The following is a 23,006-nucleotide window of genomic DNA, read 5'->3' as shown; positions in this document are numbered from 1 at the left end:
GGCTTTGTTAAGACGTTTAAAATGCAGTTATGTTGATCCTTCGACAGGCTCAGGATAACACTTTATATGACAAGGGAAGCCACTATCCTAAACGATAGTGGCTTTTTACTTTGGGCTTACGATGGCCAATTATAATCAGCTTAATTTTGTGTTATGAAAGTAGAAATCTGGTCGGATGTAATGTGTCCGTTTTGCTATATCGGAAAAAGGCATTTTGAACAGGCGATAGAAAAATTGCCGTTTAAAAATGAAATTGAAGTAGACTGGAAGAGCTACCAGCTCAATCCTGAATATCACAATACCAATAATGAAACGGTATACGATTACCTTTCGCGTAGTAAAGGAATGCCCATCGAGCAAGCCAAACAGATGACCAAACAGGTAATTGATATGGCTGCAAATGCAGGTTTAACTATGGATTTTGATACGAATATCCCTGCCAATACCTTTAATGCACACCGTTTAATCCATCTGGCAGCAAAACATAATCTTCAGGATTTAGCAGAAGAAAAACTGTTTGAAGCCCATTTTGTAAATAGTAAAAATATTGGCGAAACCGATGTTTTGGTTGAGCTTGCTGTAGAAATCGGTTTAGATAAAGAAGAAGCTGAGTCGGTTTTAAATGGAAATGAATTTGCCGAAGCTGTTCGTTATGATATTTATGAAAGTCAAAATTTAGGAATACGCGGCGTACCTTATTTTGTAATGGACCGCAAATATGGTGTTTCTGGTGCTCAACCTGTTCAGGCCTTTACCGATGCACTTACCCAAAGTTTTACCGAGTGGAAAGAAACTCAACCGAAAACGACACTCACGTCATTAAATAAAAATAATGATGCCGTTTGTGATGAAAACGGTTGTGAGATTTAGATTTTTTTAAAATCGTCCTGCTGAACTTGGTTTATTAGTCATTTTACGGTTTTAATGACCTAATAGCTACTTCGTGGTCAGCATCTGCTGGAGTAGGTTCTAGGAATGGGTCCTAAAACGAGTTCAGGAGGACGAGTGACAAGGGATCCTTCGACTACGCGACTATTGACGGATTGCAGTAAAGCGGTCGTTATCCGATAGCTATCGGATGCGAGGTACGAAGCCTGCCTGCTGCAGGCAGGCAATCCTAAAGCGCAAGCTAGTAGCGATCGTTGTAAGATTGCTTCGTCGGCTGAAAAAGCCTTCTCACAATGACGATACTTTGAGGCGATTTACCACTCTATTCGATTTACCGCTGCTGATTTTTCAAAGGCGTTAACAGGTATTCCAATCCATTCACGCGTATTTCAAACATGGTCGCCAATAAATCGCCCAATTTTCCTTTCGGGAAGCCTTTGTCCTTATACCAAAGCAGATAACTTTCGGGGATATTGCAGATCAGATAACCTTTATATTTTCCATAAGGCATTTGCATTTTCACTAAATCGAGCAATAAGGTGGGGTCTAACATTATAATATAAAATCTAAATAATTTTCTTTGTTAATTACAGAAAAGGGTGCCTGAGGATAATTTTTAGCAAAAAAGCCAGGTATTTTCTTTTTTTGATTGCCCCATTTAAAATCAGTAGCTGAAATCTCACCGTTTTTAACTTCTATAAGGTCAATTTCCTGTTGATCATAAGTTCTCCAAAAGTAATAAGAGGCATTTTGCTGTTCATACTCCATTTTTTTGATGCGCTCGCTAAAACAGTAATTTTCCCATAAAAGCCCCTGGTCGTTCCGAAGTGCAATTAGCCTAAAATCATTAATTATCGCATTGCGGATGCCGTTATCATAGAAGTACCATTTCGAAGATTTAGTAATTTCTTTACGTAGGTTATTACTATATCCACCAACTTTATAGATGATGAAAACCTTTGAAAGTAAATCAAGATAACGGTCTACAGTGTTTTTACTGATACCCAGAGTGCGCGAAATTTCATCAATTGAAACCTCTGAGCCCACCTGGTAAGCAATAAGTTTTAATAACTCCAATAATTTAGTGCTATTCTGGATGTTTTCGTACATCAGAATATCTTTTAACAGGTATGATTTAACCAGTTCAGTTAAATATTGTGCCTTTTCAGCCAAAGAACTTAAATGGAATAATTCTGGGTACGATCCAAAAATTAAGCGCTCTTCGAGGTTTTGTGCGGTTTGTAAAGCATTTTCCTGCTTGTCCAACTCAACCTGCGCGATAGGATAAAGGTAATAGGTTAAACTTCGCCCAGTTAGCGGTTCACCTGTTTGGTTCGAAAGATCAAAAGTAGATGATCCACTTGCAATGATGGTTAGGTCTTTAAAAGTATCGATCAGCAACTTTAATATTTTTCCAATTTCTGGAATAACCTGGGCTTCATCAATAACCAGTAATTTGGCATCTCCTAAAACTCTTTTATAATTGGCGGCAGTTCGTGTAGATAATAATACCTGTACATCCTGGTCTTCTCCATTTAAAGAGAGATAAGGGATATTGGCATCTTTGATGATATTTTCTACTAACCAGGTTTTTCCTACCCTTCTGGTACCAAAAATAAGAATTACTTTATTCATCCCAATCTTACTGAGGATAATTGGCTGTAAAGATCTAATGATTCGACTTTCCATTTAGCCAAATATAGCAAAAAACGTTAATTCAGTCAATAGACTGACTGAATTAACGTTAATTCAGTCAACGAACTGACTGAATTAACGTTTTTTAGTCGATAAGCTCTAAAGTTTGAATAGCTTCTTCAACCGTGCTTACGTTATCAAAAGCAATCCTTAAGGTGTTTTTTACCTCTTTTAAATTGCACATACGTGGGTGGTTCTGTGCAAAAGTTAAAATTTTGGTAAAAGTATTTGAATCGAAATAAGCGGATTGTTTGTCACTTAAAAAATATCCGCGTAAACTATTTTTCTTGAAACTGATTTTTTCGAAACCTAATTTCTTGCCCAACCATTGTAAGCGCACGACGCTGAGCATGGTTTTTACCTGTGGCGGAACAGGACCAAAACGATCGGCCAAGTGTTTTTCGAAAATAGCAAGCTCAGCTTCGTTATTGAGTTTAGAAAGTTCGGTATATAAATTGTAACGCTCGGTGATATTGGTAATGTAAGCATCAGGGATATACAATTCAAGATCGGTATCTACCTGTGTAAAGCCTACAAACGGACGGGCAGGTTCATTTTCGAATAAGCCTTTAAATTCAGCCTCTTTTAATTCCTGAATGGCCTCATCCAATATTTTGTGGTACATCTCGAAACCGATTTCGGCAATGAATCCGCTTTGCTCGGCACCCAATAAGTTTCCACTTCCACGGATATCCAAATCGCGCATGGCTACGTTAAAACCACTGCCAAGATCAGAAAACTCTTCAATAGCACTTAGTCGTTTACGCGCTTCGGAGGTTAAGGTAGATAAAGGAGGCGAAAGCAGATAACAAAAAGCCTTTTTATTGCTCCGGCCTACCCTGCCACGCATTTGGTGCAGATCGCTCAAACCAAACATGTGCGCATGGTTAATGATGATGGTATTGGCATTTGGAATATCTAAACCCGCTTCAATAATTGTGGTGGCGACTAAAACATCTTTTTCACCATTGATGAAATCGAGCATTACGTCTTCCAGTTGATCGCCATCTAACTTTCCGTGGGCGATACCAATTCGTGCCTTTGGAACCAGTTTCTGGATTAAGCCACCCAGCTGCATTAAGTCATTTACGCGGTTATGGATAAAGAAAACCTGTCCGCCTCGGTCTAGTTCGAACTGAACGGCTTCCTGGATCAATTTATCATTAAAAACATGGAGTTCGGTGCTTACCGGCTGGCGGTTGGGTGGTGGTGTGCTGATGATGGATAAATCCCTTGCCCCCATTAAAGAAAAATGCAAGGTTCTTGGAATGGGAGTTGCCGTAAGTGTCAAGGTATCGACATTTACACGCACCGCTTTTAATCTTTCTTTTGCGGTAACACCAAATTTCTGTTCTTCATCAATAATCATGATGCCGAGATCCTTAAACTTTACATCCTTGCTCAATAAACGGTGTGTACCGATCAAAATATCAACCTTGCCGGCTGCAGCTTCGGCCAGGGTATCTTTAATCTGTTTACTGGTTTTAAAACGGTTGATGTAATCTACCGTAACCGGGAAATCTTTTAACCGGGAGGAGAAGGTTTTAAAATGTTGTAGAGCCAAAATAGTTGTAGGCACCAGTATGGCGGCCTGTTTGCCCTCTGCTACTGCTTTAAATGCTGCACGTACCGCGATCTCTGTTTTTCCGAAGCCCACATCCCCACACACCAAACGATCCATTGGATGTGGCGATTCCATGTCCTTTTTCACATCCTGCGTGGCCTTTAACTGATCGGGGGTGTCTTCATAAATAAAAGAGGCCTCTAACTCGGTTTGTAGGTAGCTATCTGGCGAAAATGCGGTTCCAGCCTGGGTTTTGCGCAAAGCATAAAGCTTGATCAAATCCCGGGCGATATCTTTAACTTTTTTTTTAGTGGTTTTTTTAAGCTTGTCCCAGGCATCGGTACCCAGTTTATTCATTCTGGGTACACCGCTTTCCTTGCCGCTATATTTTGCAATGCGGTTTAACGAATTGATGTTTACATAAAGCAGGTCATTGTCTGCATAAATTAAACGGATCATTTCCTGGGTTTTGCCGTTTACCTCAACCTTTTCCAGTCCGGCATATTTTCCGATCCCATGGTCGATATGGGTAACATAATCGCCCGATTTTAATTCTCTGAGATCTTTTAAGGTAATGGCCTGGCTTTTCTGATAGCCTTTTTTCAGTTTGTATTTATAATACCGGTCGAAAATCTGGTGATCGGTGTAAAATGCAGTCTGGATCTGAGGATCTATAAAGCCCTCACGCAGCATACTGTTGATCGGTGTAAATTTGGCCGTTTTATCAATATCCTCTAAAATGGCATATAAACGTTCGATCTGTTTTGGTGAGTCGGTAAAAATAAAATTAACGATTCCTGCTTTTTCATTCTCCTTTAAATTATGGATCAGGAGATTAAAATCTTTATTAAATGAAGGCTGTGGTTTGGTTTCAAACTCGAAACGGTTATCCGTTTTATAAAAAAACTGCTTGCCAAACTCAATAAGCGGGAAATCCTGAAGATGATCGCCTAATAATTTTTCGTCTGTAAAGGCAAACTTAGGGTCGATCCACTCCGGGTTTTGGGTTTTATCTGCCACAGATAAAGCTTTCCAAAGTTCAACAGCTTTTTTAAAACCTGCCTTAATAATATCAAGGGTAAATTCGACATCCTTAAACCACAACTGCGTATCCTGATCGATATAATCGAGAATGCTGATATTGCTTTCGGTTAAAAATTTCGCCTGAACGTTCGGTACAATGGTTAACGATTTAACATCTTCGACCGATAATTGGCTTTCAATTTCGAAACTGCGTATACTTTCTACCTCATCGCCAAAGAATTCGATGCGGTATGGAAGATCAGAAGAGAACGAAAATATATCTACAATACCACCGCGGATGGAAAACTGACCAGGCTCGTAAACAAAGTCTCTTCTGTCGAAATCGTAATCAATTAAAAATTCATTGATAAAATCGATACCTAGTTTAGCCCCAAGGCTTATTTCTAAGGTGTTTTTTTCCAGGGCAGACCTGTCGATTACCTTTTCGGCAATAGCTTCCGGATAGGAAACCACAATTTTGCCGTATTCAGAATCGTGGTTTAATTCGTTCAATACTTCCGCACGGGCCAGCACATTGGCCGTATCCACCTGTGTAAAATCAAAAGATTTGCGGTATGAGGACGGGAACAGTAAAACCTGCTTGTCTAAAACACTTTCCAGATCGGATTGAAAATATGCTGCTTCTTCCCTATCGGGTAAAATAAACAGGATGGGTTTGTGTAATAGAAAATAAGAAGAAAGTGCAACAATAGCGTCGGCCGAACCCACCAATCCCTTTAATTGTATCTTTGGGTTTTTGGTGCTGTTTAACGCTTTGGTAAATTGGCTTACCCTATCGTCGGTTTTGTATCTGTTTATTAAATCGCGAATGTTCAAGGCACAAAAATAAGCTTATCTTTTAATATTAACCCGCAATTTGTGTAAAGGTTTTTTTAACTATTTTTGGCTAGGTTACGGGCGACAATTCAAAACTGAAAAAGAAATAAGGATCATATTCTTAGATTGCATTACTCGTTTGGTCGAAATATATCCCCCATTCGTCGATTAAGGGCAAATTGATGTAACAAAGGTAGCCTGGTAGCCTCTAAATTATATAAAAAGTGAAACAATGAAACCGTCATGATTTCCAATACACTTAAAATAAATCATGATAGCTTCATCACCATTGAAAATAAATGATAACTGATGAAATACATTAAAAGCTTTCCGCTAGAACTTTTTTTCTGGGTAGCAGCTTTAGTATTACTGGCAACAGCGAATGGCCATGAGCATCACTTTACACTTTGTCCGCTAGCCAATTTAGGTTTTGAGGATTGGTGTCCGGGATGCGGAATTGGCAGGTCGATCAGTCATATTTTACATGGCGAGTTTACCGAAAGCTTTTCCGAACATTGGTTTGGGTTTCCGGCACTTTTGATTATAATTTACAGGATATACACATTGATAAAGAATAAAAAAAGATTTAAAATTTCAACCACTAATACATAGAAACCATGGATATATTTCAATCACCTCTAATGTCGTTACCAGGTATAACACCAGAGGAATACTCATACTTACAACAAGCCACAACCGGATTAACCGAACAACAGTTGCGTAACTTCTTAATGGTTTACAGCAGCAAAAGGAAAAATCCGTCAGATATGCTAATTTTCTGTTTAATCGGTTTATTCGCCGTTCCAGGTTTGCAAAGGTTTATTATCGGCCAGATCGGGATGGGTATTTTATACCTGGTAACTGCAGGTTTATGTTTTATCGGATCGATTATCGATGTGGTAAACCACAAAACCCTCGCTTTTGAGCACAATCAGAAAATGGTTTTCGAAAGCTTGCAAATGGTGAGAATGGGCGGCTTTCAATAGGCAGCTTTTTTAATATGCTTCATCAAATACATAGGTCCGTTTCGGTTTACATCGGGACGGACTTTTTGTTGGATTTCCAGACCTCGCAGGTTTTAATTTTAGCTAAGGACTATAGACCTTGTTAAATAAACCTGATAAAGCGTAAAGCTCGGAGCGAAGGAATGAGTGAGGACTTGAAGCGATAGCAGGACTTTCGCCTCCGAAGCGCAACGAACCCTGCTTTCCAAAATATATTGGCTACCTAAGCCGCCTGAGTACATCTAAGTTGAGGTATAATTAATGTTTAGGATCAATTTAGCTGAGCAAATTTTCGAAACCTGCGAGCTTTATTTATATTTATCGGATGAAATTAGCTGAAATTACCAATTACTTAGAAAGCATAGCGCCTTTAAATTATCAGGAAGATTATGATAATTCTGGTTTAATTGTTGGCGATCCGAATATGGAAATCCGAGGGGCTTTAGTAGCTTTAGATTGTGTAGAGAAAATTGTGGATGAAGCGATTTCAACAGGTTGTAATCTGATTATTACTCACCATCCTATTGTTTTTAAGGGCTTAAAAAAACTTAACGGTAAAAACTATGTTGAGCGCGTGGTGTTAAAAGCAATCAGGAATAATATTGCCCTTTATGCCATTCATACCAATCTCGATAGTATCCACACAGGCGTAAACGCAAGAATCTGCGAGCAGCTGGGTTTAACAGGAACCAAAGTACTTTCACCAAAAACAGGACTTTTAAAAAAATTGGTTACATATTGCCCGCAGGCACAAGCCGAGCAATTGCGATCGGCATTATTTTATGCCGGTGCAGGCAATATTGGGAATTATAGCGAGTGCAGTTTCAATGCAGATGGTTTTGGTACATTTAAGGGCAATGAAGATTCAGATCCTTTTGTGGGAGAAAAAGGCGTACGCCATCGCGAAGATGAAGTGCGTATTGAAATGGTATACCCCACGCAGGCCGAGCGGAAAATTTTGGTTGCATTGTTCGAAAACCATCCTTATGAAGAAGTTGCTTATGATATTTATAAACTAGAAAATAAACATCAATTGGTGGGCTCGGGCATGGTGGGCTGGCTGGAATACGATATGGATGCCTACGATTTTTTACACCTGGTAAAGGATAGGATGCAGACCAAGGTGGTTAGGCATACCGAGGTAATTGGCAAAAGGATTAAAAAAGTGGCCGTTTGCGGAGGCTCAGGGAGCTTCCTTTTAAAAGAGGCTATTGCTGCTGGAGCAGATGCTTTTATTACAGCAGATTTTAAATATCATGAGTTTTTTGATGCAGAGGAAAAACTGATCATTGCCGACATCGGACACTTTGAAACTGAACAATTTACCTCAAATTTATTGCTTGAAATTATTCAGAAAAAATTTACTAACTTTGCAATCCGTTTAACGGAGCAAAATACAAACCCCATAAATTACTTGTTTTAATGGAACAAACCGTAGAACAAAAGCTAAAGGCTTTATACGAATTACAAAATATCCACACAAAAATTGATAAGATCCGTCAGGTACGTGGCGAATTACCAATGGAAGTTGCCGATCTTGAGGATGACGTTTTAGGATTAGAAACTAGAATTGCAAAAATCAAAGGTGAACTTGATGATCTTGAGGATTCAATCGTAACCCGTAAAAATACAATTAAAGATGCCCAAGCGGCCATCAAAAGATACGATACTCAATTAAAAGAAGTTAAAAACAACCGTGAATACGATGCTTTAACGAAAGAAATTGAGATTCAAGGTTTAGATATCCAGGTATCTGAAAAGAAAATTAAAGAACATGGTTTCGAAATCACTTCTAAAACTGAAATCTATGAAGCTGCAAAAGGCGAATTAGATGGCAGAAAGAAAGATTTAGAAGTTAAAAAAGGCGAATTGGATGTAATTACTGCTGAAACTGAAAAAGAAGAGCAAGATTTACAAAAGAAAGCGGATAAAGCGGAGCCTCAAATTGATGAGCGTTTATTGGTTGCTTACAAACGTTTGCGCAAAAATGCAATCAACGGTTTGGCTGTAGTAACGATCGACCGCGATTCTTGCTCAGGTTGTTTTAACCAGATTCCACCTCAACGCCAGTTAGATATCCGTCAACGTAAAAAAATTATCGTTTGCGAGCACTGTGGCCGTATTTTGGTTGATGAGGCTTTAACTCATGAAGTAGCAGAAGCATAGTTTATAGCTAAAGAATTATTAAAACGTCCCGATTTTATCGGGACGTTTTTTGTTTACAGCTATTTTTGTTTACGCAAAACAAGAGTACGTTTTTAGCGTTTAATGTAGATATTTGTTTTCCATGTGAAAATTTGTTGTGCAACGCACAGAACCAAACCGAAATACATCCCGAATGAATAAAAGCTTCCGTTTTTTTATAACTTCTGCCCTGCTCATTTCTCCTTTGTTTTCATTTGCAAACTTTGATTTTAATAGCAATTGCCTAAATGCCTATAAAAGTATCTTTGAACTTAAGTTGGGTAATGCAAAGGCGTATATTTCTACCGAAAAAAAGCAGCATCCCAATAATTCCATTATTCCGCTGTTGGAAAACTATGTAGATTACTTTACAGTGCTCACTTCAGAGAGCAAAGCCGATTTCGACCGGTTGAAAGGCAATAAATCTGCGCGGTTAGATCAGATCAGCGATGATGATAAAAATTCGCCCTACTATTTATATGCTCAGGCAGAGATCAATCTACAATGGGCGTTGATCCGCGGCCGTTTTGGCGAATATTTTAACGCAGCAATGGAGGTTAAAAAAGCAAACAGTCTTTTACAGGAGAACAGTAAGAAATTTCCAAATTTTCACCTTAACCTTAAAGGCTTAGGGCTGATCAATGCCGTTTTGGGAAATCTTCCTGATGGAGCGCTTAAAACCGCACTTTCTACTTTTGGCATTAAAGGCAATCTGCAAAACGGACTGAACATGTTCGAGAAATTAGCCGATAACCTGCCGAAATCATCATACGAGCCATTTTACGAAGAGGTGGTATTTTATTATGCTTATGTGTTAACCGATGTGGCGCATAGTTCGCAGGCTTATGCCAAAACGATAAAATATACCGAAAGGATTGCCGATACAAGTTTGTTAAAGAGCTATTTGCAGAGTTATGTGTGCATCAAAAACGGGCATAGTGAAGAGGCCATCTCCATTCTTGCAAAGCGGCCCAATGGAGGCGTTTATCAGCCTTTTCCTTATCTCGATTACCTGGAAGGTATTGCGCATCTGAATAAGTTAGATCTCAATGCGGCAACCTACTTTAACCGCTTTTTGCAGACCACCAAGGGTGTTAATTTTATGAAGGATACTTATCTTCACCTGGGCTGGATCGCCTTTCTGAAAGGAGATAAAGCAGGTTATACGGCATTTGCAGCCAAGGCTGTTAACAATGGTTATACCTATGTGGAAAAAGACAAACAGGCAAAGAGTGAAGCTGCTGGCGGAATGCCTACAATTGATCTTTTAAAAGCCAGGCTTTTGTTTGATGGGGGGTATTTAAACAAGGCTTTACAGCTACTCGATAATAAGAAAGCAGGTGATTATGCCAGTGATAAAGACAAAACGGAATTAAATTACCGCCTGGGCAGAATTTACGATGATTTAGGGAAGGATGATCAGGCCCTTGCCGCTTATCAGGAAACGATTAATGAAGGGAAAAATCTCAAATATTATTTTGCGGCAAACGCAGCCCTGCAAATGGGCAAGGTTTACGAGAGAAGGAAAAATGAGGTAAAAGCAAAAGAGGCTTTCAATACGGCCATTTCCATGAAAAATCATGAGTTTGAAAGCAGTATTGAAAGCCAGGCAAAAGCCGGATTAAAAAGATTGGCGAATTAAAAGCGGTGTACAAAAGCATTAATGTGCATGCCCGCTCCTACTGATGCAAAAACAGCAACATCACCCGCTTTAACTTTATATCCCTCTACCTGCTCTTTTAAAACCAGGTCCAATAAGGTTGGGACGGTTGCCACCGAACTATTTCCCAACCACGAAATCGTCATTGGGACTAAATTTTCAGGCACTGTATCTTTGCCATAAAGTTTGAATAAACGTTTCATGATGGCGGTATCCATTTTGCCGTTGGCCTGGTGAACAAATACAATATTGATATCCTTAACGTCTAATCCTGCTTTATCAATGGCTTTTTTAATGACTTGAGGCACCTGAATTACCGCAAACTCGTAGAGCTTACGTCCGTTCATTTTTAAGTACATGTTTCCATTGGTTTCTTCAGGATGGGAGCTTTTTCCCATGATTAACAGGTTGCCATGGTTTACAGCATGCGTTTCAGTTTTATGTGCTAAAATGCCTCTTTTTTCTTCGGACTCTTCTGCCTCGAAAATTACAGCACCTGCTCCATCCGAAAAAATCATGCTGTCGCGATCATGTACATCGATAATACGGCTTAAAGTTTCCGCACCAATAACCATCACACGTTTGGCATCACCACTTTTAATATAGTAATCGGCTTGTATTGCACCCTGAACCCATCCTGGGCAACCAAAAATAAGATCATAAGCTACACAATCAGGATTTTGAATACCCAATTGTTGTTTGACCTTCGAAGCCAGGGATGGTAAAACATCGGTGCGGTTGCTGCCCAAAGGAATATCGCCAAAATTATGGCAGAAGATAATATAATCTAATGTTTCTTTATCAATGCCGGCATTTTCTATGGCTTTTTCCGCGGCCTTAGCACCAATATGATTACTTAATTGCTCGGGGCAAACATAACGCCTTTCCACGATCTCGGTAATTTCAGAAAATTTATGAATGATCTCCGAATTCTCTTTCTCCAATAGACTTCCATTCTCAAAAAACGTCGAATTTAAGAATTCATTACCTGAAATAATATTTTGAGGAATATAACTCCCGGTTCCGGTAATTACCGTATTTATTGCTCTGCTCATAATTATAATACCGCATACTAAAACGGTATGTAGTATAAAAATATCAATTATAATCGAGAATCGAAAATAAATTAATTTTTACCGCGGCTTATTTTCAAGTGCAAATTTTAATAAACCTGCTTTCCCGGTTACATTTAGCTTCTGTGCCATGTTTTTGCGGTGTGTATCTACCGTGTTTAAAGCTATAAATAATTTCTGGGCGATTTGTTGTGAGGTATAGTCTTCGCTGATCAATTTCAAAATTTCCATTTCCCTGGCGGTTAAGTTATGACTTTTTTGGAAATGATCATCATCAAAGATCGAACCTGATTGAATATCTGGTTTTACTTTCTGGAAATATTTTTCACCCTTTTGTAAATCAGCAATAATTTTAAATAGCGTTTCAGCATCAGTATCCTTTTGAATGTAGGCCTTAACCCCAATGCCCTCTAGCTTTGTGGCCAATTTAACCGTATAATACATTGATAGTACCATTATTTTTACTGATGGGAACAGTTGTCGGATTTTTTCAGCGGCAATTTCGCCATCAAGAACGGGCATATTTAAATCGAGGATTAAAATATCCGGCAGTTGATGGTTTAACAGATGCAAAATTTCCTTTCCGTTTGATGCCGTTCCGATTACTTTAAAATTTGGTTGCTCACACAGGATGGCCGATAATCCTTCAGCAAATAGTTTATGATCATCTGCGATCATTAACGTGATGGTTTTTTCTTCAATCGCGTCCATTATTTCAGTGGAATATCAATAGTTGTAGTTGTGCCATTTTGGTTACTGTCGACCTGAATTTTTCCATTCATATAGTTCACCCTCGACAGAATATTCTGAATGCCTAATCCTTTTTTATCGGTATCGGGATTAAAGCCGATGCCATTATCTTCGGCCATGATATTGATTCTTTCGTCGAATAATAGAATTTGAATGGTGGCTTTTGAAGCAAAAGAGTGTCTGATAATGTTATTTACCAGCTCGTTAACAATACGGTAGATCGTAATTTCCATGGAGCTTTCGATGGGATGCTCTACCTGGAAAACGAATTCAAAGGCAATTTTACCCGAATGGTTCAGGGTGCTAAAATGTTCGTTCAGCGTTTCAATTAAACCAAACTGTTCAAAGTTCTTTGGCATTAAATTGTGCGATATTTCCCTCAAATCAGCACAGGCCTTTTCGATCATGCCAATGGTTTGATCGTAAAATACACGCTCCTTTTCAGTAAGATTTAAAACCTTGTGCTGAAAAGCCGTAATATTTAATTTAATGATCGAAAGCGTACCGCCTAAATCATCATGTAAATCGCGCGCCAAGCGGGTGCGTTCATCCTCCTGGGCATTAAAAATACCGTCGGCAAGATCCACCTGGTGTTTGCTCTTTTCTTCGAGCAGGATTTCTTTTTCCTTTTTTAGAAAATTGTAGCGTTGTGTTAACGCAAAGGATAGGAATATAATTTCGGCCGTTAAGCCCACCACCAGGCCATTTGGTTTTAGCAGGTTAAAATTGGTTAGTCCAAGGGTGTTAAAAACATAATTGAAAACCCCAAATAACAGCATCACCGTTGCAATAAAATAGTACCAGCCCAGTTTATAGCCTGCCCTAATCCTTTCGATCACACAAATGATAATGACAATTACGGTGAGGAGCGCCAAAAAGTTATTGATGTAAAAAACTGTTTTTTCCAGAATGATGAACGATTTAAACAACATCAATACAGGGAGGACAGACATGGCCCAGCAAAATCGTTTGTAGTAGTTGGTAAAGCGGTACAACCGGCTATTGGATCGGTTTTGATTGACAAAGAGCTGCATCACCTGAATCAACAGCCCACAGCTCAGCGAAGCCATAATCAACCGCATATAATCCTGCAGTCCCGGCAGGTTTGGGTAAAACCACTGAAAAGCCAAACCCTCCTCTTCCAGGATAAAAATCAGGGTACAAAAAATGTAAATCGCGTAATATAAGTGAATATTATCCCTTACAGACACATACAATAACAGGTTAAAGATTACTGCAAATACAAAAATCCCGGTATAAAATCCAAAAAGCGTATGCTGTGGAATTTCAGCCTGAATAATGTCAATATCACGCCCGATAGACATTGGCATGTACATATTTTGCCCGCGTTTATCGGCCCACAAATAAAAAGTGGCTTTTTCATGAGGCGCAAGCACCAAGGGATAAATAAAACTTCTGTTGCGGTAAGGGCGCTGTTTAAAAGGGAAATGATCTCCTGTTAAGCCTAAAGCATTTTTTTTCCCGTTTTCATCAACTTTAAACAGCTGAAGCTGGTTAATGCTCGAGCTCTGTTCCTTAAACATCAAATGAACGGATTGATTTAAGGTGTTTTCAATATCAAAAGCGACCCAATAATAAGACTGGGAATAACCTTTGCTAAAAACTTTGCCCGGTTTTAATGGGGTTAATTTGTTGGCCTTTTTATATTTTACAATAGAATCGATGCTCAGGTTTAAGTTCTTATCCTCATAAAAATAACCGTGTTTGCTAATATTGAATTTTTTGGCCGTGTCAATCAATATCGGATTACCCTGCTGCGCAAAACATTGCCCAGCTGCATTCAGAAAAAATAGGAATAACAAGAAAAATTTATTCATGGATGAGCGGATTAGCGGTAATATTGAAACCTAAGGTAGGGCCGATATTTCATAAATATAAGGTATAAACCAAACATAAAAAATACCGAGTAAAGGGTATATAGACCACCTTTCCAACCGCTTATTTTTATGGTGAATTAAATGAATTAAAATGAAGAATTTCTTAACTACTATTTTGCTCCTGTTTATGGTACAGGTGGCACTAGCCCAATCGCATGTTTCAAAAAGCGAGTATGCCCGTTATAACTGTAGGTTTGCGCCTAAGGGCTCTAACAATTCAGAGGGTAAAAACATGTGCCCTGCCTGCGCAAAAGAGGATGAAGATGCTAGGAAAAAGAAGATAGCCGATGATAAAGCAGCTTATGAAGCAGGCAAAATTAGAAATGCAAAGCTTAAGGTCGAAAGGGAGGCAGACTTTAAAAAGAAACTGGCCGAGACTGCAGAGAAAAATAAAGTGACCGAAGTACACGTTACGATGGGGAAACTGCCTGTATCAGCGAGCAAAAAGGTTGAAGTGCCCGTAAAAAAAGCGCCATCTAAACCTACAAAAGATATATTATTTTTTGCTGACTATCCAGGATCAATGTCGATGAGTGGTAAAAGTTTAAACTACTTTTTGAACGAAAATGGCGATACGGTTTTAAAAAGCAAGGATTATGACAGCACTTTTGCTGCTTTTGGAGACAATAAAAATAATTTCCCTAAGAATATAGGAATCGTGATTTTGAAGGAAGAAAACACCTTAACCAATGGTAAAACGAGAAATGTTGCAGATCTAGTTGACCTGAAGGGAAAGCGGCTTTTTAATGATAAGAGTATCAGTACTATCTTTCATCTGATGAACGATTATTTTGTGATTGGCAGAAGCAAAGATTTTGGGGAGGATTCTAGCTGGGGCTATAATTACAGGCGGATTCAGGAAGTAGATATATTCAATGTTAAAACAAAGAAAACAATCACTTTAGACAAAGACCGTTCCAGAGTAGAACTTTATTTGACATTTGATCACCATAAATTGGAAAATGAAGGGTTAAAACCGTTGCTATCAAGAAGATATTCTAACTATGATGAAGACATATATTGCATAAACGCTGCAGGAGAGTTGGTTGTGAAGAGATTTCAAAGTTCAAAATAGTTTGGTGTATAATGCGAAGGGGTTGTATGGGTGGTAATTGTCTATCTACCCCATAGCATTAGCTAAAATCATCAATTAAAAACACAAAAAGTTCTTTGGGTCCGTGTGCGCCCAAAACCAATGTTTTTTCAATATCGGCTGTTCTGCTCGGCCCGGTAATATTGCTGATCATCGAAGGGATCTGGTTGCCATATTTGTTCTTCAATAATTGAAAGCCATCTTTAAGATCTAAAACCAGCTGACTCGTTCTCGCGATTACAATATGGTGATGTGGGAAGATGCTAAGCCTTCTTCCTGCCGCACCCTGGTTGCTTACCATTACGCTTCCGTTACGGGCAATTAAAGCTTCGCAAAGGGTAATCCCTACTTCAGCCTGTTCGAAATCTTTATCGGTTTGATAAAAAGGAAATTCATACTTGCTCAAAAACTGTTGTAGTTCTGGCTCCCAGCAATATATTTTGCGCCATTTAAATTTATCTGCCAGTTGGAGCATGTTTTCAAAAAAGTCGATGCCATCCTCACAGAAAATAAAATTGCCTGATATGGCTGTAAGTTGTTCGGCAAATAATACCTCTAGCTCATCTGTATTTTTTTTATACAATTGGCTCTCCTCTAAGTTGGGATAAGGGTTTTCACGTTTTTCTAATAGTGCTTTCCTTATCTTTTTTAGTATTTGTTCCTTCGCTGTCGTATTATCCTTCATTTATAAAAAAAAGCTACCCTAATTATTTAAATTAGGGTAGCAAATGTAATAATAGAAATTATTTATTTATGCTTCTACCGGAGTAATATGTCCGGGGGCTCCGCTTTCGCTTTGATTTTCGAATAAACGTTTACCGAAAATCACCTCTAAATCATCTTTGAATAAAACTTCTTTTTCAATCAAGATATCGGCCAGTTGAATCAACTTATCTTTGTTTTCCTGTAATAAGCTGATTGCTCTCTGGTATTGACCTTCAATCAGTGCCGAAATCTCTTTATCAATGGTTAAAGCGGTATCTTCTGAATATGGTTTAGAGAAATTATATTCATTCTGACCTGACGAATCGTAGTAAGTAATGTTTCCTAATTTTTCGTTCAAGCCATAAATGGTAACCATTGCTCTGGCCTGTTTATTCACTTTTTCTAAATCGCTAAGCGCGCCGGTAGAAATGGTATCGAACATTACTTTTTCAGCTGCTCTACCACCCATCGTTGCACACATTTCATCAAGCATTTGGTGAGGACGAACAATTAAACGCTCTTCCGGTAAATACCAGGCTGCACCTAAGCTCTGTCCCCGTGGAACAATTGTAACTTTAACCAAGGGCGCTGCATGTTCCAGCAACCAGCTCACCGTAGCATGTCCAGCTTCGTGAATCGCGATAGCGCGTTTTTCACTTGGCGTGATGATTTTATTTTTCTTTTCTAAACCACCTACAATTCTATCTACTGCGTCTAAGAAATCCTGTTTATCAACTGCTGATTTATTTTTACGGGCTGCAATTAATGCCGCCTCGTTACAAACATTGGCAATATCAGCACCAGAGAAACCTGGAGTTTGTTTTGCTAAAAACTCAGTATCTAACTCTTCTGATTTTTTAAGCGGCGTAATGTGAACCTCGAAAATCTGTTTACGTTCGATAACATCTGGTAAATCAACGTAAATCTGTCTGTCGAACCTACCCGCTCTTAATAATGCTTTATCTAAAACATCTGCACGGTTGGTAGCAGCCAAGATAATCACGTGTGTATTGGTGCCAAAACCATCCATCTCAACCAAAAGTTGATTTAAGGTGTTTTCGCGCTCATCATTTCCACCCATAACTCCATTTTTACCACGGGCACGGCCAATGGCATCAATCTCATCAATAAAGATGATACAAGGTGATTTATCTTTAGCTTGTTTAAACAGGTCACGAACACGTGATGCACCTACCCCAACAAACATTTCAACAAAATCAGAACCTGATAGAGAGAAAAAAGGAACCTGGGCTTCACCTGCAACAGCTTTTGCCAATAAGGTTTTACCAGTACCTGGCGAACCGACAAGCAAAGCTCCTTTAGGGATTTTTCCACCTAAGTCGGTATATTTTTTTGGATTTTTTAGGAAATCAACGATTTCCATTACCTCTGTTTTGGCTTCCTCTAAACCTGCAACATCATTAAATGTAATGTTTACCTGGCTTTCTTTATCGAATAACGTAGCTTTTGATTTTCCAATACTAAAAATCTGACCGCCACCGCCAGCACCACCGCCCATTCTGCGCATCATGAAAATCCAGAAACCGATTAAAAGTAATACCGGAAGGATAATGCTTAAAAACCAGCTTGCCAACGGGTTGCTGCGGTTTTCGGATTGAAATGAAATTGCTTTTCTACCAGCAGGTAATGCTTTTTGCGATTCGGCTAAAGCAGCCCTTAAATCAGCAAATTTTCCACCATAAGTAAAAAAAACAGTTGGACCAGTACCTACGTTGAAAGAACTAGTGCTTTTAAATGCTTTATACTGCGGTTTATTTAAACTGTCTTTTTTAATATAAACCTCAGCTTTAACTAAATCTTCTGTTTGATAGGCAACAATTCTGTCAACATCACCAGTTAAAAGCATTTTGCTTTCGAAAGTATCATATTTTACCTCTTTACCGCTGTCGGTGGTAAATAAAAACTGTGCTGCAATAATTGCAATAATAATGGCAGCATAAACCCAGAAAATATTAAATTTTGATCCTTTTTGTGGTTTTTTGGGGATATTAGGTATTCTCTTCCCTTGTTTTTCGTTTGTATTTTGATTGTCGTTCATTTGTCTTTGTCAAAATGGTTCTAAAGGTTATGCGCTCTGATAATTTGTGCTTTCTGCATCCCCCCAAAGTTCTTCTATGCCATAAAAGTGGCGCTTTTCGGTTTTAAAAATGTGCACAACCACATCAAAATAATCTAGAATAATCCAATCTGCAGATTCGAAACCTTCCTTATGTCGTGGATCGGCCTGAGTGGCCTTATATATTTCTTTTTCTACACTATCAGCAATAGCTTTTACCTGGGTACCAGAGGTGGCACTCGCAATGATGAAGTAATCCGCTACTGAAGTATGAATATTTCTAAGATCTAACCGCACTATATCTTCTCCTTTTTTTTCTTGAATGCCGTGTACGGCTAACTCAGAAAGGTATGTAGAAAGGGCTACTATTTTCTTTTTTACCATTAAAATGCTTTAATTTTGGAATTACAATATTATAAATTCAACACTTGCAAAATAACACTTTTTCGACACTATTTGTTGGTCAAAATTTAATCAAATTAAAAGAAGTTGATTCTACCAATAACTTTTTAAAAGATTTGGTGTCAAAATCCGAGCCATTAGCCGAAGGCACTGTAATTATGGCAGATAATCAGTTTGCCGGAAGAGGACAGCAAGATAGCGTTTGGCAAACTCAGGCAGGAAAAAACATCAGTACCAGTATTTATTTAAGACCTTCATTTTTACCCATGGATAAGCAGTTTTATTTGAATATGGCCGTTAGTTTGGCTGTTAGCGATGCTTTATCTTGTTTTGTAACACATGGGATAAAGGTGAAATGGCCTAATGATATGTATTACCAAAATAAGAAACTAGGGGGCATATTAATTGAAAATACACTGACAGGCAGTTCGATAAAATCATCAGTAATTGGCATTGGGTTAAACATAAATCAATCCGAATTTTCAGATAGTATTGGTCAACGTGCCACTTCCGTCATTCAAATTTTACAAAAAGATGTGCCTTTAATGGATATTATGGCAAAAATATTCATGTTTATGGAGAAATACTACTTAATTTTGAGAGCAGGGAAATATAGTATTTTGCAAAATGATTATCTTGCAAGGCTTTATAACTTTAATATTCCAGCGTTATATAAACAAGATGGAAAGGTTTTTGAGGGTACGATTAAAGGAGTTGAAGACGGTGGTAGGTTAACTGTTGATACAAACAAGGGTTTAAAAAGCTTCAATTTTAAAGAAATAGAATTTACACACACAAAATAAACACACAATGAAAAAAATCACCTTAGTACTTTCGATGGTACTTTTTACCATCGCTGGTGCATTTGCTCAGATCGAAAAGCCTGTTACCTGGGCTTATTCAGCAAAAAAAATCAGTAAAGATGAAGCGGTTATCTACTTAAAGGCAACCATTGAAGACAGATGGCATATTTACTCTCAGAATGTTAAAGATGGCGGCCCGGTAAAGACTACGTTTACTTTTACACCTTCTAAGGATTTTAGCCTGGTTGGCAAAACAGTTGAGCCAAAAGCAATTGTTAAATACGAGAGCACTTTCAAAATGAACGTAAGTTATTTTGAAAAAGCAGTAATTTTCCAACAAAAAGTAAAATTGAATAAAGGTACAACCGCTGTTAAGGGCAAGGTTGAGTTTATGGTTTGTAACGATAAACAATGTCTTCCTCCCGAAGAAGTTGAATTTAGTGTCCCGGTTAAGTAGTCATCATCAAAATATTTAAAAAAACAGTCCCAAAGTTTAAATTCTTGGGACTGTTTCTGTTTAAAGTAAAATCTATGTGCAAAACGGTCTTATAAAAAGCTCTTAATAAAATTATTCTTAATTTCACGGTTTCAAACACACACACACACAAATGAAAAAGGTTTTATTATTAATATTAATGGCTGCAATATTTATCGCATTGCCGGCTGTTAGGAGTTACGCCATTGTAACTCAAGATACCACGGCAACCGCTCCTCCCGATGATATTGTTTTTACCGAAGTGGGTTCTGCACAGGATAGTGCTGCAAACAGTACGGTAAAAGATTCGGTAAAAAAGGATACTTCGAAAGTAGAAAAAACGGCATTAGCTGCTAAAGCTGATCCAAAACAATCACTTTGGGTAACCTTTGGCTTAGGCCTTTTAGCGGGTATCGCAGCATTTTTCCTGCCATGTATTTTTCCGATGGTTCCGCTCACGGTTGGTTTTTTTACCAAAAGAGCAGAAAGTAGGGCAAAAGGGATTAGGAGCGCCATTATTTATGGCTTATCGATTATTGTCATCTATGTAGGTTTAGGTGTAATTATCACTTTAATCTGGGGTGCAAGTGCTTTAAATGAAATCTCAACAGATGGGTTTTTCAATATCTTCATCTTCCTTATACTCATCGTTTTCGGGGTATCATTTTTGGGTGCTTTCGAAATCACACTACCCAGTTCTTTTGTAAATAAACTCGATGCGAAATCAGATGCAAAGGGTTTAAGTGGTATATTTTTTATGGCTGCTACTTTAGCAGTTGTTTCTTTCTCCTGTACTGGTCCGCTCATTGGAACATCGTTGGTTGCTATTAACACCGATTTGCTTACACCAGTGGTGGTAATGTTCGGTTTCTCTTTATCTCTGGCTATAATTTTTACCATGTTTGCCATTTTCCCAAGTTTAATGACGGGATTACCAAAATCTGGCGGATGGTTAAACTCCATTAAAGTTTTTCTTGGCTTTTTAGAGTTGGGATTGTCTTTAAAATTCCTTTCAACAGCTGATTTGGCTTACCACTGGGGAATATTGGACAGAGAGATTTTCTTAGCCATCTGGATTGTACTTGCATTAATCCTGGGTGTTTATTTATTAGGGAAAATTAAGTTCTCACACGATAGTGATCTTCCTTATGTTTCAGTGCCCAGGTTATTTATTGCAACCGCAACTTTTGTATTTGCAATTTATTTAATTCCAGGTTTATGGGGAGCACCATTAAAAGGTGTAAGCGCATTGGTTCCACCTTTATCAACCCAGGATTTTATCATTGGGCAGGATAGTGGCGGTGGTACCAACCAAACAGGAGCACCTACTCATGCCAAACGTAAGTATTCAGAATTCCTGCACATTCCGCATAACATTGATGGCTTTTTTGATTACCAGGAAGCATTAGCCTATGCCAAGGAAGTAAAAAAACCGTTATTTCTCGATTTTACGGGCCATGGTTGTGTAAATTGCCGCGAAATGGAGGCCCGGGTTTGGTCTGACCCAAGGGTACTTAAAAAATTGAAAGAAGATTATATCGTGGTGTCACTTTATACCGATGATAAAACTGATCTGCCGGCTGCCGAACAGTTCGACTCTAAAATTTTGAGTACCAGGGTAAATACGGTTGGTAAGAAATTTAAACATTTACAGGCCGAAAGATTTAATACCATTTCGCAACCATATTATGTACTTTTGGGTACTGATGAAAAAGAATTAGTTTCCCCTCCTATCGGAGTAGAATTTGATATAGATAAATATTTGCAATATCTGGATAAGGGACTTTCGGAATTTGCCAAGAAACAAACAAATGAATAAGATTAAGAATATTGGTGTTTTAACCTCTGGCGGCGATTCGCCAGGCATGAACGCTGCAATTAGGGCCGTAGTTAGGGGCGCTATTTATTATGATATTGAAGTAACCGGATTTATCCGTGGCTACGAAGGGCTGATCAATAATGATTATATCCCTATGGACCGCAAATCTGTAGCAAATATTATTCAGCGTGGAGGCACCATTTTAAAAACCGCACGTAGTGAAGCCTTCAGAACTGTTGAAGGTAGAAAAACAGCTTACGAAAACCTAAAAGCCTTAGGGATTGATGCGCTGATTGTAATTGGTGGTGACGGAACGTTTACCGGCGCCAACATTTTCTCAAAAGAGTTCGATTTTCCAATAGTGGGTTTACCGGGCACAATTGATAACGATTTAGCCGGTACCGATTTTACCATCGGTTACGACTCTGCTATTAATACCGTTATTGATGCGGTGGATCGGATCAGAGATACGGCAGAATCGCATGATAGGCTTTTTATCGTTGAGGTAATGGGACGCGATTCGGGTTTAATAGCTTTAAGAAGTGGAATTGGTGTGGGTGCAGAAGCCATCATGATTCCTGAAGCCAATATGAATGCAGATGATATTTTGCATAAACTGGAACATAGCCGTAAAGATAAAGCCTCGAAAATCATTATCGTTGCCGAAGGTGATGATACTGGTGGGGCATTTAAAGTAGGCGAAATTCTTCAGGAAAAATACCCGCATTACGATACTAAGGTTTCCGTTCTAGGGCATATACAACGTGGAGGAAAGCCAACCTGTATGGATCGTGTGCTGGCAAGCCGATTAGGGGTATCCGCGGTAGAAGGTTTAATTAATGGTGAAAGTGGCGTAATGGCCGGTCAGATTAACCGTGAGATCGTGTTTACGCCTTTTAATCATGCGATTAAACACATTAATGCTGAAAAAGTAAGTGCTAAATGGTTAAAACTGATTGATATCCTTTCGTTTTAATCGAATAATAGAAATATGATATAAAAGAAAAGTCTTTCCCGCACCGGAAAGACTTTCTTGTTTTTGCTTAGTTTTCGCAA

Annotated in this window: 20 protein-coding genes; 11 read left to right on the top strand and 9 right to left on the bottom strand. The window is 38.6% G+C overall.

The window, feature by feature from the left end:
* Window positions 1-153: 153 nt before the first annotated feature.
* Window positions 154-870 (top strand): DsbA family oxidoreductase, encoded by a 717-nt coding sequence (locus tag R2S57_RS12705; protein WP_316845325.1) that lies wholly within the window; start codon window positions 154-156, stop codon window positions 868-870.
* Between the two features lie 349 nt (window positions 871-1,219).
* Here R2S57_RS12705 and R2S57_RS12700 read toward each other — a convergent pair whose 3' ends face one another.
* The 3 genes from R2S57_RS12700 to mfd form a co-directional block, all read right to left on the bottom strand.
* Window positions 1,220-1,441 (bottom strand): DUF3820 family protein, encoded by a 222-nt coding sequence (locus R2S57_RS12700; RefSeq protein ID WP_316845324.1) that lies wholly within the window; start codon window positions 1,439-1,441, stop codon window positions 1,220-1,222.
* The gene (locus tag R2S57_RS12695; RefSeq protein WP_316845323.1) at window positions 1,441-2,523 is read right to left on the bottom strand and encodes an ATP-binding protein; all 1,083 of its coding nucleotides are present in this window, start codon (window positions 2,521-2,523) and stop codon (window positions 1,441-1,443) included. Before R2S57_RS12695 ends, R2S57_RS12700 begins: the two co-directional genes overlap by 1 nt.
* Before the next feature lie 145 nt (window positions 2,524-2,668).
* On the bottom strand, window positions 2,669-6,007 hold the full coding sequence (gene mfd / locus R2S57_RS12690) for a transcription-repair coupling factor (protein WP_316845322.1): 3,339 nt from the start codon (window positions 6,005-6,007) through the stop codon (window positions 2,669-2,671).
* Window positions 6,008-6,316: 309 nt separating this feature from the next.
* Between mfd and R2S57_RS12685 the strand changes: the two genes are divergently transcribed.
* From R2S57_RS12685 to R2S57_RS12665, 5 genes are all read left to right on the top strand, one after another.
* Entirely contained in the window at window positions 6,317-6,619 is a 303-nt protein-coding gene (locus R2S57_RS12685; RefSeq protein ID WP_316845321.1) for a DUF2752 domain-containing protein, read from the top strand.
* 5 nt (window positions 6,620-6,624) lie between these two features.
* Window positions 6,625-6,993: a TM2 domain-containing protein gene (locus R2S57_RS12680; RefSeq protein ID WP_316845320.1), complete on the top strand. Its 369-nt coding sequence runs from the start codon at window positions 6,625-6,627 to the stop codon at window positions 6,991-6,993.
* A gap of 343 nt (window positions 6,994-7,336) precedes the next feature.
* A complete protein-coding gene (locus tag R2S57_RS12675) occupies window positions 7,337-8,434 on the top strand; it encodes a Nif3-like dinuclear metal center hexameric protein (protein ID WP_316845319.1) in 1,098 nt (365 codons plus the stop codon).
* On the top strand, window positions 8,434-9,177 hold the full coding sequence (locus R2S57_RS12670; protein WP_316845318.1) for a zinc ribbon domain-containing protein: 744 nt from the start codon (window positions 8,434-8,436) through the stop codon (window positions 9,175-9,177). Before R2S57_RS12675 ends, R2S57_RS12670 begins: the two co-directional genes overlap by 1 nt.
* 172 nt (window positions 9,178-9,349) lie before the next feature.
* Window positions 9,350-10,837, top strand: coding sequence for a tetratricopeptide repeat protein (locus R2S57_RS12665; RefSeq protein WP_316845317.1), 1,488 nt, complete (start codon window positions 9,350-9,352; stop codon window positions 10,835-10,837).
* Here the strand turns inward: R2S57_RS12665 and R2S57_RS12660 are convergent.
* The 3 genes from R2S57_RS12660 to R2S57_RS12650 form a co-directional block, all read right to left on the bottom strand.
* Entirely contained in the window at window positions 10,834-11,910 is a 1,077-nt protein-coding gene (locus R2S57_RS12660) for a ketoacyl-ACP synthase III (RefSeq protein ID WP_316845316.1), read from the bottom strand. The two genes, R2S57_RS12665 and R2S57_RS12660, sit on opposite strands and share 4 nt — an antisense overlap.
* Before the next feature lie 78 nt (window positions 11,911-11,988).
* A complete protein-coding gene (locus tag R2S57_RS12655) occupies window positions 11,989-12,639 on the bottom strand; it encodes a response regulator transcription factor (protein ID WP_316845315.1) in 651 nt (216 codons plus the stop codon).
* Window positions 12,639-14,516, bottom strand: a complete 1,878-nt coding sequence (locus tag R2S57_RS12650; protein WP_316845314.1) for a 7TM diverse intracellular signaling domain-containing protein — start codon at window positions 14,514-14,516, stop codon at window positions 12,639-12,641. The genes R2S57_RS12655 and R2S57_RS12650 overlap by 1 nt, the downstream gene beginning before the upstream one ends.
* 151 nt (window positions 14,517-14,667) lie before the next feature.
* Between R2S57_RS12650 and R2S57_RS12645 the strand changes: the two genes are divergently transcribed.
* Window positions 14,668-15,651 carry a cell envelope integrity protein TolA gene (locus R2S57_RS12645; protein ID WP_316845313.1) on the top strand — a complete coding sequence of 328 codons (984 nt, stop codon included), beginning with the start codon at window positions 14,668-14,670 and terminating at the stop codon, window positions 15,649-15,651.
* Between the two features lie 58 nt (window positions 15,652-15,709).
* On the opposite strand, the gene R2S57_RS12640 is transcribed toward R2S57_RS12645, so the two are convergent.
* From R2S57_RS12640 to rsfS, 3 genes are all read right to left on the bottom strand, one after another.
* Window positions 15,710-16,354, bottom strand: a complete 645-nt coding sequence (locus R2S57_RS12640; RefSeq protein WP_316845312.1) for a lactate utilization protein C — start codon at window positions 16,352-16,354, stop codon at window positions 15,710-15,712.
* Between the two features lie 66 nt (window positions 16,355-16,420).
* Window positions 16,421-18,433, bottom strand: coding sequence for an ATP-dependent zinc metalloprotease FtsH (gene ftsH, locus R2S57_RS12635; RefSeq protein WP_316845311.1), 2,013 nt, complete (start codon window positions 18,431-18,433; stop codon window positions 16,421-16,423).
* A gap of 27 nt (window positions 18,434-18,460) precedes the next feature.
* Window positions 18,461-18,835, bottom strand: a complete 375-nt coding sequence (gene rsfS / locus R2S57_RS12630; protein WP_055914301.1) for a ribosome silencing factor — start codon at window positions 18,833-18,835, stop codon at window positions 18,461-18,463.
* A gap of 44 nt (window positions 18,836-18,879) precedes the next feature.
* On the opposite strand from rsfS, the gene R2S57_RS12625 reads away from it, so the two are divergent.
* The 4 genes from R2S57_RS12625 to pfkA all read left to right on the top strand — a co-directional run bounded on the left by R2S57_RS12625 (window position 18,880) and on the right by pfkA (window position 22,926).
* A complete protein-coding gene (locus R2S57_RS12625; protein WP_316845310.1) occupies window positions 18,880-19,656 on the top strand; it encodes a biotin--[acetyl-CoA-carboxylase] ligase in 777 nt (258 codons plus the stop codon).
* Between the two features lie 7 nt (window positions 19,657-19,663).
* Window positions 19,664-20,113 carry a protein-disulfide reductase DsbD domain-containing protein gene (locus tag R2S57_RS12620; RefSeq protein ID WP_316845309.1) on the top strand — a complete coding sequence of 150 codons (450 nt, stop codon included), beginning with the start codon at window positions 19,664-19,666 and terminating at the stop codon, window positions 20,111-20,113.
* A 151-nt stretch (window positions 20,114-20,264) separates the two neighbouring features.
* The gene (locus R2S57_RS12615; protein WP_316845308.1) at window positions 20,265-21,950 is read left to right on the top strand and encodes a protein-disulfide reductase DsbD family protein; all 1,686 of its coding nucleotides are present in this window, start codon (window positions 20,265-20,267) and stop codon (window positions 21,948-21,950) included.
* Window positions 21,943-22,926 carry a 6-phosphofructokinase gene (pfkA, locus tag R2S57_RS12610; RefSeq protein ID WP_316845307.1) on the top strand — a complete coding sequence of 328 codons (984 nt, stop codon included), beginning with the start codon at window positions 21,943-21,945 and terminating at the stop codon, window positions 22,924-22,926. Before R2S57_RS12615 ends, pfkA begins: the two co-directional genes overlap by 8 nt.
* Window positions 22,927-23,006 lie beyond the last annotated feature (80 nt).

The organism is Pedobacter psychrodurus (genome assembly GCF_032678585.1).
GTDB classification, from domain to species: domain Bacteria; phylum Bacteroidota; class Bacteroidia; order Sphingobacteriales; family Sphingobacteriaceae; genus Pedobacter; species Pedobacter psychrodurus_A.
The sequence above is the reverse complement of the archived record's forward strand: the minus strand, read 5'-3'. Positions and strand labels throughout refer to the sequence as shown.